The organism is Streptomyces sp. NK15101, from assembly GCF_020400725.1.
In the GTDB taxonomy this organism is placed as follows: Bacteria; Actinomycetota; Actinomycetes; order Streptomycetales; family Streptomycetaceae; genus Streptomyces.
Window position 1 is genome coordinate 46,713 of the sequence record NZ_JAINVG010000017.1, and the last position, 14,201, is coordinate 60,913.

The window sequence follows — 14,201 nt, forward strand, 5'->3', positions numbered from 1 at the left end:
GACATTCACCCCATCATGGATTGGATACAAGCATCGGTTGGGAAACGGGCGGTTGTTCGGAGGGCGGCGTCGCGTTCAGAGCATGGCTGTCGCGCGGTCCGCCAGTGCGCGCCGGTCGACCTTTCCGCCGGTGTTGTGGGGGAGTCGGTCGATCGTCACGAAGGTCAGCGCCGGCAGGGCAGGGCCGAACCAGCGGCGCAGCGTGGCACGCCAGGCCGCCGGAGAGGCGTCGGGCGCTTCCGGGCCCTCGTGCGGCACCACGTAGGCCACCAGGCCCGCGACCAGGCCGTCGTCGGCGGCGCGGGCGACCACGGCGCAGGAGCGCACCGAGGGGTCGGCCGCGAGCGCCGCCTCCAGATCGGTCAGTTCCAGGCGGGTGCCGTGAATCTTGATCCGCTCGTCTCCGCGGCCCCGGAACTCCAGCAGGCCGTCGAAGCGCCTGCGGCCGAGGTCCCCGCTGCGGTAGCAGCCGGAGTGCGCGGCACCGGCCCCGTCGGGCCCGGCGGACACGGGGCGGAACGCCCCGTCGAGCCGGTCGGCGCCGAGATAGCCGGGCGTGACGTACGGCCCGCACACCACGATGCGGCCGGTGACGCCCGCCGGGCAGGGCCGGTCCTCCTCGTCGAGGACGAGGACCTGGCGGCCGGGGACCGGCCGCCCGATCGGGACGGTGCCGGCGCCCACCGGGGCGTCGACCTCGTGCCAGGTGGCGAGCACCGTCTCGGTGGCGCCGTACAGATTGACCACGCGGGTCCGAGGGAGCGCGGCACGCAGCCCGTCGGCGAGCTCCCCGCCGAGCGGCTCGCCCGCCAGCAGGAGGCACCTCAGCGAGAACGGCGCCCCGCCGGTGGCCCGCAGCGCGGTGAGCAGCTCCCGGGCGAAGCTCGGCACGGTCTGGAAGTGGGTGATCCGCTCGGACTCCAGCCACGCCGCCAGCTTCTCCGGGTGGGCCCGCAGCCGGTCGGGCACCGGGCAGAGCGTGGCGCCGGTGGTGAGCGCCGCGAACAGCTCGACCAGGCCGGCGTCGTAGCCGGGCTGCGCCCACTGGGCCACCCGGGAGCCGGGGCCGATGCCGAACGCGGAGGCGAACCAGTCGACGAACCGGCCGAAGGTGCGGTGGGTCTGCGGGATGCCCTTGGGCGTTCCCGTCGAGCCGGAGGTGTAGGCGACGTACGCCCAGCGGTCCTGCTCGTCCCCGTCGAGATCCGCCGCGGACGGGACCGGGCCGGGCGGGAGGTACGTCAGGCTGTCGAGGTCGAGGACCCGGCCGCCGACCTCGGCACGGAACCAGGTCGGCAATGCCGCTCCGGCCTCCTCCCCGGCGACGACCAGGACTTCGGGCCGCAGGCCGGCGAGCACGGCCTTGACGCGTTCGCCGGAGTCCTTGGGGGCGAGGCCCACCGCGTGGGCGCCCGCGTCGAGGACGCCGAGCAGCGCGGCGGCCTGCCCCGGCCCGTTCGGCAGGCGCAGTGCCACGGCTGAGCCCTCGCCCACGCCGAGCGCGCGCAGCGCGTTGGTGATCCGGGTGGCCCGGGCGGTCAGTTCGCGGTACGGGACGGGGCCGCCGTCGCCGTCCAGTGCCGGCACGTCCCCGAAGGCCCGGGCGCTCGCGCGCACTCGGGCGTTGACCGGTGGTCCGGCCTGGGGCGTGGCGCCGGTGAGGTCGGCGGCGCGCACCGCTGCGCGCAGCTGCTCACCGGTCTCCAGCGGAAGGGTGTCGACGGACGCGTCGGGGGCGGCGAGGGCCGCCTTGAGCAGGATCCGAAGCTGGCCGAGCAGACCGGTCGCGGCCGCCGTGTCGCAGGGCACCGGGCGGTATTCGAGCAGCCCCCGGGTCGGACCGGCGGGTCCGGCCGTCACCGTCAGGACAGGGTCGGCGCCGCCGGGCAGCGCACCGCCCGCCCTCAGCCGGCGCACCCGTGCCCCGGCCAGCCGCAGCACGGGTTCGTCGGCGCCTTCCACGGCGAACGCGCCGCTTGCGGACGTCTCGTGATCGGCCTGCGGCGCGGCGGCGATCCGGCGCACCAAGGTCCGGAAGGACGGTGCCGAGGACAGATCGACGGTCAGGGCCGTGCGGTCGTCGTCCGGGGTACGGACGGCGAGATGCGGGCGGTCGGTGCCGTGATGGCGCCCGATCAGGCAGGCGTAGGCGGCCAGCAGCACGTCCGTGGGGCCGGCGTCCTCTCCGGCGGCGAGCGCCGAGACGGCCCCGGCCGTCCCCGCGTCGAGGGTGAACTCCACTGTTGCCGGGTCGGCCCCGACCCGCTCCGCGTACGCCGCGCCGAGGGCGTCGGCAAGCGGGGCGAGGCGGTGGCCCGCGGCCGTGAACGCCCGGTTCACGGCCAGGACCAGCAGATGCCCGCCGGCGAGGGGTCGGCCGACGGCCAGCCGTGCGGCCGGTCCGGTGCCCGCGGGGAAGACCAGGGACTCCGGGTCGGCCCACAGCCGTTCGGCGGCCTCCCACGGGTCCGGGGCCGCGAGGTCCCCGAGGTCGGTGAACAGACCCCCCTCGGCGTCGGCCGCCCCGTGGCGTGCCGCGGTCTCGCCCCAGGCGGCGCGCAGCGCCGCCTCGTCGAGACCGTCGGTCACCGCGTAGGCCCTGATCAGCTGGGCCGTCTCGGTCACACCCACTCCCCTCGTCCTCGCCGGCCGCGCTACTTGGCCGAGACGAGCTCGTCGTCGCGGGACGGGACGGACACCGGGGGCGTGGCCACCGGCCGGACGGGAGACGCGCCGGCCTTCCGGCCGCTGAGCTTCTCCGCGACCGTGCCGCGCACCACGTTCCACAGCACGCGGGCGATGAACGCCGGGCGCATCATGGCCTCCGGCTTGTCGACGAGACCGGCACCCCGCATGTAGGCGGCGGTGACCTTGCCGTCGTGGACGGCCGCGGTCTGCACCAGCTTGAGGAACTTCTGCGCGGCCTTGACCTGCTTGGTGCGCTCGCCCTGGACCCCGGGGAAGGTGAGGTCGACGGTGTTGGTCATCTCCCACGGCGGGTCGATGACGTCACGGGCCAGGTCCCGGAAGTACTGCGCCGGGATCGGCGTGGCACCGGAGTGCAGGTGGTCGCGCAGGGTCAGGGCGCAGAGCGCGGCGGCCGTCATGCCCTGGGCGTAGACCGGGTTGAAGGTGGTGACCGCGTCACCGGCGACCAGCAGGCCGAGCGGGAAGCGGTCCATCTCCTCGTAGCGGCGGCGCAGCGTCGTCGGGAAGCGGAAGGCGACCGGCTCGTCCAGCGGCACGGCGCGCTGCAGTGCCTCGTAGATGTCCGGCACCGCCAGCGACTTCACCCACTGGTACAGGCCCTCCTGGTCGGTGGGCGGGTGGTCGCCGAGCAGGCCGTACGTGGTGAGCTCCACGCGGTCGCCGTCGGTCTTGGTGAAGATCGCACCGCGGGGCAGCTCGGGGGAGGCCACCGGGTTGATCGACAGGTCGCCGTCGTAGGGGTCGTCCAGCAGCTTGTAGTGCTGGGTGACGTAGCCGAGGCCGATCTTCTTGCGCTCCTCGACCACACGCGGGTAGCCGAGCTCCTCCAGCCAGACCGGGGTGCGCGAACCGCGGCCGGTCGCGTCGACCACGAGGTCGGCCTCGATGACCTGTTCGCCGCTCTCCTCGACGAGGCTCTGCACGCGGACGCCGGTGACGCGGCTCTTGTCCGCCGTGGTCACCAGGCCCAGGATGTCGTGCTGCTCGCGGAAGGAGACATTGGACAGGGCGGCGGTGCGCCGGCGGATGTGCTTCTCCAGCATGGGGCGGCTGGCTGCCACACAGGTCAGGCCCGCCACCTGCGGCTTGAGCCGCCTGCCGTTGAAGTACCAGCGCACGTGGCCGGCCAGGTCACCGGTCGGGACGCCGTCGGCGAAGATCTCCTCGGTGATCCCGGGGTACATCTCCTCCATGGCGAGCTGACCGCGGGCCAGCAGGCCGTTGATGTGCCGGCTCTGGGGGCAGTGCTTGCGCGGCCCCTCCACCCCGACCAGGACGTCGCGGTCCACAATGAGCACATCGTCATAGGCATCGGCGAGCACTCGGGCCGCGAACAGCCCTGCGATGCTGCCGCCGAGTACCACCGCGCGCGTACCGGTCTTGTCGCCCGACACGGGTACCTCCTCGAAAATTTCCCGGTGTGAGGGTGGGATAGGGATCTGGCCGGAAATCTGATGATCGGTTCCGGGCAGGGGCCGATCGTCGCGCCCCGACGTGGCGGGGCGCATCTCCTGGCGTGCTGCGCGCGCCGCTCAGTGCGCGGCGACGCCGAAACGGGCCCGCGCGAGCTCGCGGTTGGCCATGGTGAACAGGAAGACGGAGATGCCCGCGTGGCTCTGCTGCATGGACATGTCGCGCCACACGCGTTCCATGCGTTCACCGTCGCGCACGGCGCTGGATCCAGCGGTCGGGAAGAGGTACCTCTCGACGGCCCGCCAGCTCATCCGCACCGCCTCACGGCACAGCGTGGCGACCTTCAGCTCGTGCTCCGGGGTGACCTCGCCCCTGGCGGCGATGTCGTCCCACTGGCGCACGGCGCCCAGCAGACCCGCCTCGGCGGCATGCACCAGGCCGGCCGCCTCGCCGTACCAGTACTGGAAGTCGGGATCCTCGGTGCGCGGCACGATCGGCGGGAACAGCGTCTGCCGCGACCGCATCAGCTCCTCGTACGCGTCGAGAGCGCCCTTGGCCATGCCGACGGCGAGCGCCGCGTCCTCAAGGATCATGAAGCTCAGCGGCCCGCCGCCGTACATCGGGTTCCCGTGCAGCGCCCGGCCCGGCGTCCCGTCCGTGACGTCGACCTGGCTCAGGTGGGTGTCCAGCGTCAGGTGCTCCGGGATCAGACCGTCGTCGATCCGCAGACTGTGCGAGCCGCTGCCGCGCAGGCCCAGCTGGGCCCCCCAGTCGTCGAGCCGGGTGAACGCCTCGCGCGGGGCGACGAACAGCAGCGGACGGGGCTCGCCCGTGCCGTCGTCGACCAGGGCGTGCCCGAGGAAGTGCGTGGCATAGGGAGAGCCGGAGCAGTAGCGCCAGGTGCCGTTGATCCGCCAGCTCCCGTCGTCCATGCGCTCGCCCGTGCCGCTGGGGGCGACCGTCGACGGGCACAGAAAGTCGCCGCCGGCGAAGATCTCGGCCTGCGCCCGCTCGTCGAACAGGGTCGCCACCGCGTGGGCGTGCGCCGCGCCCAGGCAGTACATCCAGCCCGTCGACGGACAGCCCCGGGTCAGCGCCACCACCACGCGCATGAAGGTCTCGACGCCGAACTCGTAGCCGCCGTACCGCCGCGGGACGAGGATCCGGTACAGGCCGGCCCGGCGGAACTCCTCGTGGGTGTCCTCGGCGTAGAAACCGCGTCGCTCCGTCTCGGCCTGGCGGCCGATCAGACCACGGGCGAGCTCCTCGGCCCGGGCCACGATCGCGTCGGGCGTCAGGCCGGGCTCGGGCACCGGCACCTCGGCGGTCCGTTCGGGGGCACTCGCGGTGACTGTCATTGCTGCGCGGATTCCTTACGCCTGGGACGAAAGCCGCCTCGGTGGAACCGGCCCCCGTGCCTACGGCGCCGGACCGGCCCTGGCCCACGGCCATGGAGCTCGCAGCGTCGCACCCGTCGCTCGGGGCCGGCATCTCTTCGATTGCGCAGCACCTCGTCAGGACGCCCTTCCGGCCCGCCCGGCGGCCGGACCGCCGGAGGAGAGCACAGCAGGAGATGCCCGCCGCCTCGGCCCGGTGAGATTCTCGTGCGGCGGCCCGCCGCCCGGTCCGGCCTTGTCGGACCGGCCCTTCCGAGGTGACCGTGACGGACCCTCACACCCACGTCCCTGGAGTCCCGTTGAGAACCGCGCACCGCTCCTGCCCCGTCTGCGACGCCGTCTGCGGCCTGAAGGTCGAACTCGACGAGGCCGACCGCGTCACCGGCGTGCGCGGGGACGCCGACGACCCGTTCTCCCGCGGCTACATATGCCCCAAGGGCGCGAGCCTCGGCCGCATCGACGAGGACCCCGACCGGCTGCGCGTCCCGATGATCCGCACCGGCGACCAGTGGCGCGAGGCCACCTGGGACGAGGCGTTCCGGGCCGTGGAGCAGGGCCTCATGGGTGTCGTGGAGAAGCACGGGCGCCAGGCCCTCGCCGCGTATTTCGGCAACCCCACCTTCCACACCATGGGCGGCATCTTCTACCGCGGCCCGCTTTCGATGTCGCTCGGCACCACCAACCTGTACAGCGCCAGCACCATCGACCAGATGCCCAAGCACGTCGCCGTCGGCCTGCTCTTCGGCAACGCCACGGCGATCTCCGTACCCGACCTCGACCGCACCGACCACCTGATGGTCATCGGCGCCAACCCGGCCGAGTCCCACGGCTCGCTGTGCGCCGCCCCCGACTTCCCCGGCCGGCTCAAGGCGATACGGGCCCGCGGCGGCCGGATCGTCGTCGTCGACCCCCGCCGTACCCGCACCGCCGACCTCGCCGACGAGCACGTCTTCGTCCGCCCCGGCACCGACGCCCTGCTGCTCTTCGCGATGGTGCACACCCTGCTCGCCGAGGACCTCGCCACCGTGCGCCTCCACGTGGAGGGCCTCGAAGAGCTGCGCGCCCACGCCGCCCCGTTCGCCCCCGAGGCCGTCACAGGGCCGACCGGCGTGCCCGCCGAGACGATCCGTCGCCTCGCCCGCGACCTCGCCGCCGCGCCCACCGCCGCCGTCTACACCCGGATGGGCACCAGCACCGCCGAGTTCGGCACCCTCACCCAGTACCTGGTGGACGTCCTCAACATCCTCACCGGCAACCTCGACCGGCCCGGCGGAGTGATGTTCCCCAAGCCCGCCACCCTCGAAGTGCCCTGGGGTCCGCGGCCCTTCACCTCCGGCCGCTGGCACAGCCGGGTGCGCGGCCTGCCCGAGGCCTGCGGCGACCTGCCCGTCGCCACCCTGGCGGACGAGATCGAGACCCCCGGCGAAGGCCAGGTCAAGGCACTGGTGTGCGTGGCCGGCAACCTCGTCCTGTCCGCCCCCAACGGGCCCCGCCTCGGCAGGGCCTTCGACGAGCTCGACTTCATGGTCTGCGTCGATCCCTACCTGAACGAGACCACCCGGCACGCGAACGTCATCCTGCCGCCGCCGCGCATGATGCAGATGCCGCACTACGACCTGCTGCTGCTCACCGTCACCGTGCGCAACTACACCCGGTTCTCGCCGCCGGTCCTGCCGCTCGAACCCGGACAGCTCTCCGAGGCCGAGATCATGGCCCGGCTCTGCCTCATCGCCTCCGGTCAGGGCGCCGACGCCGACCCGTCCCTCGTCGACGAGATGGTCCTCGGCGAACTCCTCGGCGCCGGCACCCAGATTCCCGGCTCCCCCTTCCACGGCATGGAGCTCGCCGAGGCGCGGGCCCTGCTGGACGGCGACAGCGGACCCGAGCTCATGCTCGACGCGATGCTCCGCCTCGGCCCCTACGGCCTGTCCCTCGCCGAGCTGCGCAAGCACCCCAGCGGCATCGACCTCGGCCCGCTGAAGCCCCGCATCGACGAGGTGCTCAGCACCGAATCCGGGCGGGTCCGGCTCGCCCCGTCCGAGCTCGCCGACGAGATCGGCCGCCTCGGCGAGCGGCTCGCCGCGCCGACCCCCGCGATGCTGCTCATCGGACGACGCCAGCTGCGCTCCAACAACAGCTGGCTGCACAACGTGCCCACGCTCATGGGCGGCAGCAACCGATGCACCTTGCACGTCCACCCCGACGACATCACCCGCCTGGGCCTCGACACCCACGCCCGGATCGTCTCCGCCACCGGCGACCTCGTCGTCGCGGTCGAGGCCAACGACCGGATCATGCCCGGTGTCGTGAGCCTGCCGCACGGCTGGGGACACGCCGGATCGACCCAGCGCACCGCGGCCCGGTACCCCGGCGTCAACGCCAACGCCCTCACCGACGACTCCACCGTCGACGCCCTGTCCGGCAACGCCGTCTTCAACGGCGCCCCGGTCGTCGTCGAGCCCGCCGCCGCCCCGGCCGACGAAGGGACCGCCCCGCGGCGGACACAGCTCCCCGTCGTCACGGCCTGACCCGCGCGGCGAACCACCTCGACGCTTTCGCCCCGATCCCCCTCACTGGAGGACCCATGCACTCCGGAGCCCCGGACGACGTCGTCGTCATCGAGGCCTGGCTGTCCGAGTTCCCGTTTCCCGACTTCCTGGAGCCGATCCGGGAGCGCGCCCGGGAGTTCGAAAAGGCCCACCCCGGCTATCGCATCGACATCCGCGGCCACTCCTACGAGGAGCTGCCCGAGGCCGTCGCGCAGGCGGCCGCGGAGGGCCGGGCGCCCGCGCTCGCCACCTACTACGCCGGAGCCTCGCAGCTCGCCCGCGACGCCCGCACCCGGGACGGACGGCCGCTGTTCGTCTCCGTGGAGAAGGCCGTCGCCGGACGCAGCGCCATCCTCGGCGAGCCCGTCGTCCTGGACGACTTCCTGCCGGGCGTACGCGAGTACTACACCGTCGACGGCGACTTCGCGACCGTGCCGATGACCCTCTCGACGATGCTGCTGTACGCCAACACCACCCTGTTGCGCCGGGCCGGCGTCGCCGCCGCACCCCGCACCTGGCAGGAGACGACAGCGGCGTGCGAGGCCGTCGCCCGCCTCGACGACGGCCCCGCCCATGCCATCGCCTGGCCCGTCGACGGCAAGTTCCTCCAGCACGCCGTCGCCCAGCAGGGCGCCCTGCTCACCGACGCGGGCAACGGACGGCACGGCCGGGCGACCCGCCTCGACCTGACCTCCGACGCCGTGAAGGCGTACGTCCGCTGGTGGCGCGACCTGTACCGGGCCGGCCACTACCGCAAGAGCGACGTCCTCGAGGACTGGGCCGGCACCTTCCAGGCCCTCGCCGGACAAGAGGTGGCCCTGCGCTTCAGCTCCTCCTTCGACGCCAACTACATGGTGAAGGCGGCGGCCGCGGCGGGCTTCGACCTCGAGGTCGGCGTGCTGCCCCGCAACGGTGAACTGCCCTGTGCCGGCAACTGGATCGGCGGGGACTCGCTGTGGCTCGCCGACGGCCTCGACGAGGCCGTCCGGGACGGTGCGCTCGCCTTCATGATGTACCTCAACAGCCCCCGCGCCGCCGCCGCCTGGCACCGCGCCAGCGGTTCCGCCCCCGCCACATACGGGTGCATCGCCCTCCTCGAGGAGGAGGGCTGGTTCGACGAGCACCCGCACCACCGCGCCACCGGCGAACAGCTGGAACTGCGTGCCGGCCCGCCCGAGGCGCACGGCGCCGTCCTCGGCGCCTTCCACGCCGTCCAGATGGCTTTCATGGAGGCGATGGAGGACATCCTCGCCCGCGACGCCGACATCGACACCCGCCTCGCCGAAGCCGCCGCCGTGGCACAGGGCCACCTCGACGACTACAACGCGTATGCCCTGGGCACCGGCCCGAAGACCCCCGACTGCCTCACGGTCCGCATCTGACCGTCCGGGCCCGCGCCGCTACGCCGCCGCCAGCAGGTCCGGCGTGGTGCGCGGGGCCCTCGTCGCGTACAGCGCGTCGACGCAGGCCGAGGCGAGGGCGTCCAGACTGGACACCGTGGCGTTCCTGGGCAGCAGCGCCGCCGTGTAGGCGAGGGGCAGTTCCGTGCAGGCCGTGATCACCGGCAGGGCGGCCTCGCGCCACAGCGGGCCCAGGGCCGAGGCCAGTACCTGCCCCGCCTCGTCCGTTCGACCCGCCTTGACGAGCACGGCCGCACGGTGGATCGGCCCCTGGGCGGCAGCCCCCGGCAGCATCAGCCGGTAGCCGAGCTCGGCCGCCCGCCGCTGGTACAACCCGCTGGCCACGGTTCCCGCCGTGGCGGCCAGCCAGCCGCCCTCCGGGCTCCTCGCCATGGCGGCCCGCAGCGTCGCGTCGACGATGTGGACGAGGGGCACCGGGAGCTCGGCCCGGAACCGGTCGAGGTACACGTGCGCCGTGTTGCACGGCACGGCCAGCAGGTCCGCGCCCCAGCGCGTCAGCGTCGCCAGACCCTCGCGGAGCGCGGGCAGCGGCGAGGGGCCGCCCTCCGTCAGCGCCGCGGACCGGTCGGGGACCGACGGGTCCGACAGCATCACGATCCGTGGATGGTGCTGGTCGTCGACCGCCGGCACCCGTGCGGCCAGCAGCCGCAGGAACTCCGCGGTCGCCGCGGGCCCCATCCCGCCGAGGACGCCGAGCGTCCGGACCGGGACCGGCACGGCAACCGTCATGGCGACGCCGTGAGCCGACGGGCCACCCGCTCCGGTATCCCGGCGGCCAGCAGCCGCCCGCGCATGCCGGGCGGGCACCACCAGTCCAGATGGAGCACCCCCGCGCGGACCACGCCGTGCACGCTCACGCCTTCCCGACCGGTGTCGGGCAGCACGGTGAAGTCCGCCTCGTCGGCCGTCACCCGCGTGAACGGCGAGCCGTCCGGGAGCAGGGCGTCCAGGTCACCGAAGTGCTGGTACCGGATCAGCGGTACACCGCCGGACGCGGGTGCCTGCGCCAGGGTCCAGCGGCCGATGCCCGCCGGGCCCTCCCCCGATGTGTGGTCGAGGACTTCGACGTCCGGCGCGTCACCCAGGTCGGCGAGGACCGCCGCCAGCGCCCCGGCCACCCGGGTCGCGCTCGCCGGAGCGCCGCAGGCCACGGTCAGCCGCACCGGATCCCCCCCGGCCCCCGGCGCGGGCGTGGCCGGCAGGACCGGGCCGGGCACGACGGCCGCGGCCCGCTCCAGGAAGGAGTCCGCCGGGGTGAGTTCCGCCTCGCCGCCGCCCGCCCACAGAGCGGACAGGTCGCGCAGCAGCACCCGCCAGGAACGGGTGTCGGCGACCAGCTCGTGGACGACCAGCAGCAGCCGGGCCGGCAACTCGCCCCGGTCGACCAGCGCGACCTGCAACAGCGGCCCGCCGGCGAGGTCGAGCCGGGAACGCAGCCGGTCCACGGCGGTGCCCACCAGCTCCGCCTCGGCGGCCGTGTCCCGTCCGGACACGTCCAGGCGCAGCACCGGGACGGCGCCTGCCGGACCGGCGTCGTACTGCTCCCACGTCTCGCCGCGCCGCACGAACCGCAGCCGCAGCGCCTCGTGGTGCAGCAGCAACCGCAGCGTCGCCCGGCGCGCCAGGGCGCTGTCCGCCGGCCCCGAGGTCTGCAGGAGCAGGGCCCTGGCCCGTCGGCCCGGTGCCTCCGTTCCGTGCCCGAGCGCCTCGCGCTGAGCGGGCGTCAGCGGTGCCCGCCGCGCGGCCCGGACGGCCGAGCCGGCGGGGGACGGGGCCGGGGGAGAGGTCCGCTCGGCCACCGGCGCCTCGGCCGGCGGCCGGGCGACGCCCTCCTCCGGCAGCGGGTAACCGATCTGCAGCAGCATTTTGCGCACCCGCGGTGTCGCCGCCGGTGTGCGCAGTTCCTCGTCCGCCTCCGCCCGGTCCAGGTGGCCCAGGCGCACCTCCCAGCGGGTGGGGGCCTCGTAGTTGTGGAAGCCCCGCTCGCGGGAGTGCACCAGCACCCCCGCGTCGTTGATCATGCAGTTGGAGCTGCAGAAGCCGGTGTCGCCGGGCTGACTCCACAGGTCGGAGCGCTCACGCAGCAGCGCGCGGATGCCGTCCTTGGTGACGTCGCTGTAGCGGTAGAAGTCGACGACCTCCACCGAGTCGACCACCTCCGCGGAGAGGGCCCCGCCCGACTGGTGGTAGACCCGCCGGCCCTCCCGCAGCCGCGGTTCGATCTCGGCCGGGTCGAAGACGCCCTGACGGTGGAACCAGGACAGCCGTTCGTCCATGATCTGACCGCGCGACAGGCCGGTGACGATGGTCGGGATGCCCAGGTCGTGGGCGTGCTGGGTGCTCAGGTCGAGCAGCGAGCGGAAACAGCCGTTGCACACGCTCTTGTGCTGCTGGAGGCTGCGCAGGAACACCGCGTTCTGGTCGGCGTGGGTGGCGGTGACGTGCTCGATCCCCAGCTCGGAGGTGATCGTCTCCACGTTCCGCAGCGCGGTCTTGGAGATGAACCCGTTGTCGAAGGTGAAGGTCCGCACCCGTAGGCCGAGGTCGATCAGCCGGTAGAGCACGTAGCTGCTGTCCTTGCCACCGCTGTAGAGCAGCAGACAGTCGTAGGCGGAGCCGCGGGCCTCCGCCCGGTCCCGGACGAGCTTCACGAACAGGTCGACGTCCTCGAACCAGGCGTCGATCTCGGTGCTGTGTTCCGCGTACCGGTGGCACAGGTCGCAGATCCCGGCGGAGTCGAGGACGAGACCGGGGTAGCGGTCGCTGATTCCGCAGCGGACGCAGGCGCGCCCCGCGGGGCGCGGGCTGCCGGCGGTGGTCGGCTGGGCGAGGTGCATGGTCATCGGCGGTCCCTAGACGGAGAAGAGGTCGTCGAGCGGGTCGTCGGCCGCGAGCAACTCCTGCTCGACCGCCGCGGCCAGGGTCGCGACCGTCGGTGACAGGAGGAAGTCCCGCAGCGGCACCGCGACGCGGAAGGTGCGGTTCACCCGGCCGAGCAGGTCGACGACGAGCAGCGACGTGCCGCCGGACGCGAAGAAGTCGTCGTTCCGGCCGACGCCGGTCATGGGCAGCGTCGCCAGCCACAGCTCGGCGACGGTCCGCTCGGTCGCGGTGCGCGGCGGCTCGCCGCCCGCCCCCTCGGCGGCGCGCCGGACGGGCGCCGGCAGCGCCGTGCGGTCGGTCTTGCCGCTGAGCGTGCGGGGCAGTTCGGCCAGCGGGACGAACAGGGCCGGCACCGCGCCGTCCGGCAGCCGCTCGCGGAGGTGGGCGCGCAGCCGCTGCTCGAATCCCTCGGGCAGGGTCTCCCCGGCCGGTTCCCGCAGCTCCAGATAAGCGCACAGGTAGGCGGAGCCGTCCTCGTCGCCGGCGACCACGGCCGCGTCGGCGACGTCCGGATGCGCGCGCAGCACGCTCTCGACGCCCTCCAGCTCGACCCGGACGCCGCCGATCTTGACCTGGTGGTCCTTGCGGCCGAGGAACTCCAGGTTGCCGTCGTCCAGCAGGCGGCCGAAGTCACCGGTGCGGTAGACGACGTCCGCCGGGTCGCCGGTGACCGGGTGGGGCACGAAGACCCGGGCGGTCTCCTCGGCACGCCGGTGGTAGCCCAGTGTGCGGTCGGGGGTGCGCAGAAGGATCTCGCCGACCGTGCCGGGCTCCGCGAGCCGGCCCCGTTCGTCGACGAGCAGCACCTCGGTGCCCGGAAGAGGCCGGCCGACGGGGATCGACGGACGGTCCAAGTCGGCGCGGGTGACCTCGTGGAAGGTCTTGGTCATGGTCGTCTCCGACGGCCCGTACAGGTTCAGCAGCCGGATCCGGTCGCCATAGTGCCCGAACAGCCGCTCGGCGTCCGCCGGCGCGAGCCGCTCCCCGGAGAGCGCCGCCCAGCGCAGCGCGGAGAGCGTGTGGTCCCCGGCGATCGCGGCCGATACCAGGCCCCGGAACAGCGACGGCACGGTGTGGATCAGGGCGATGCGCTGCTCGTCCGTCCAGCGGGCCAGCGCCGCAGGGTCGAGCAGCGTCTCCCTCGGGGGAACGACGACGGTGCCGCCGCAGGTCAGCGGGACGAACAGATCGCGCAGCACGGCGTCGAAGGAGGGCGAGACCAGCTGGCCGACGCGCCAGTCCGGTCCGGCGCCGAGCAACTCGGTCTCCCACCGGATGTACGGAGCGATCGAGCCGAGCCGGCCGACGATGCCCTTGGGCCGGCCCGTGGTGCCCGACGTGAAGAAGACGTACGCCGGGTCGTCCGCGCCCGCCCGGTGCGCCTCGACCGCCCCGGCTTCGGCGGCGGGACCGGCGGTGACGGTACGGGCGGCCGGCGCCGCCTCGGCGAGCGCCTGGAGCGCCACCGGGTCGACCGGGTCGCCGACCACGGCCCAGCGCGGGTCGAGGTCGAGCAGCATCGCGCGCAGCCGGGCCGGCGCCGCGGCCAGGTCCACCGGCACGAACACCCCGCCCATGCGCAGAATGCCGAGGACGGCGGCGGCCAGGTCGCGGCGGTCCTCGACCAGGACGGGCACGAAGGCACCGGCACCGGCGCCCGCGGCCCGCAGCTCCGCGGCCACGTGCGCGGCGCGCGCGTCCAGTTCGGAGTAGCTGAGGCGGCCGTCTGCCGTCTCGACGGCCACATGGTCCGGGAAGCGCTCGATCGCCCTCCCCACCAGGTCGTGGATGGCCTCGAACGTCATCGTGATTCCTTTCTCTGTCCCGGA

8 protein-coding genes are annotated in these 14,201 nt (G+C 73.8%); 2 read left to right on the plus strand and 6 right to left on the minus strand.

The features are described 5' to 3' along the window. Positions 1–75: 75 nt before the first annotated feature. From K7G60_RS12365 to K7G60_RS12375, 3 genes are read right to left on the minus strand one after another with little or no spacing between them, the layout of a single operon-like run. Positions 76–2,625, minus strand: coding sequence for an AMP-binding protein (locus K7G60_RS12365; RefSeq protein WP_225800898.1), 2,550 nt, complete (start codon positions 2,623–2,625; stop codon positions 76–78). 29 nt (positions 2,626–2,654) lie between these two features. Further along, positions 2,655–4,217: an FAD-dependent monooxygenase gene (locus K7G60_RS12370; RefSeq protein ID WP_263985819.1), complete on the minus strand. Its 1,563-nt coding sequence runs from the start codon at positions 4,215–4,217 to the stop codon at positions 2,655–2,657. A 24-nt stretch (positions 4,218–4,241) separates the two neighbouring features. Further along, positions 4,242–5,480 (minus strand): acyl-CoA dehydrogenase family protein, encoded by a 1,239-nt coding sequence (locus K7G60_RS12375; protein ID WP_225800900.1) that lies wholly within the window; start codon positions 5,478–5,480, stop codon positions 4,242–4,244. 338 nt (positions 5,481–5,818) lie between these two features. Here K7G60_RS12375 and K7G60_RS12380 point away from each other — a divergent pair, with 338 nt between their 5' ends. Next, complete coding sequence (locus K7G60_RS12380) at positions 5,819–8,047, plus strand: molybdopterin-dependent oxidoreductase (protein WP_225800901.1); 2,229 nt, start codon at positions 5,819–5,821, stop codon at positions 8,045–8,047. A gap of 56 nt (positions 8,048–8,103) precedes the next feature. After that, on the plus strand, positions 8,104–9,450 hold the full coding sequence (locus K7G60_RS12385) for an extracellular solute-binding protein (protein WP_225800902.1): 1,347 nt from the start codon (positions 8,104–8,106) through the stop codon (positions 9,448–9,450). 18 nt (positions 9,451–9,468) lie between these two features. On the opposite strand, the gene K7G60_RS12390 is transcribed toward K7G60_RS12385, so the two are convergent. The 3 genes from K7G60_RS12390 to K7G60_RS12400 are packed head-to-tail and all read right to left on the minus strand — an operon-like array spanning position 9,469 to position 14,177. Continuing rightward, on the minus strand, positions 9,469–10,218 hold the full coding sequence (locus K7G60_RS12390) for an aspartate/glutamate racemase family protein (protein WP_225800903.1): 750 nt from the start codon (positions 10,216–10,218) through the stop codon (positions 9,469–9,471). After that, positions 10,215–12,332, minus strand: coding sequence for a condensation domain-containing protein (locus K7G60_RS12395; protein WP_225800904.1), 2,118 nt, complete (start codon positions 12,330–12,332; stop codon positions 10,215–10,217). Before K7G60_RS12395 ends, K7G60_RS12390 begins: the two co-directional genes overlap by 4 nt. 9 nt (positions 12,333–12,341) lie before the next feature. Continuing rightward, positions 12,342–14,177, minus strand: a complete 1,836-nt coding sequence (locus K7G60_RS12400) for a non-ribosomal peptide synthetase (RefSeq protein WP_225800905.1) — start codon at positions 14,175–14,177, stop codon at positions 12,342–12,344. Between the last annotated feature and the right edge of the window lie 24 nt (positions 14,178–14,201).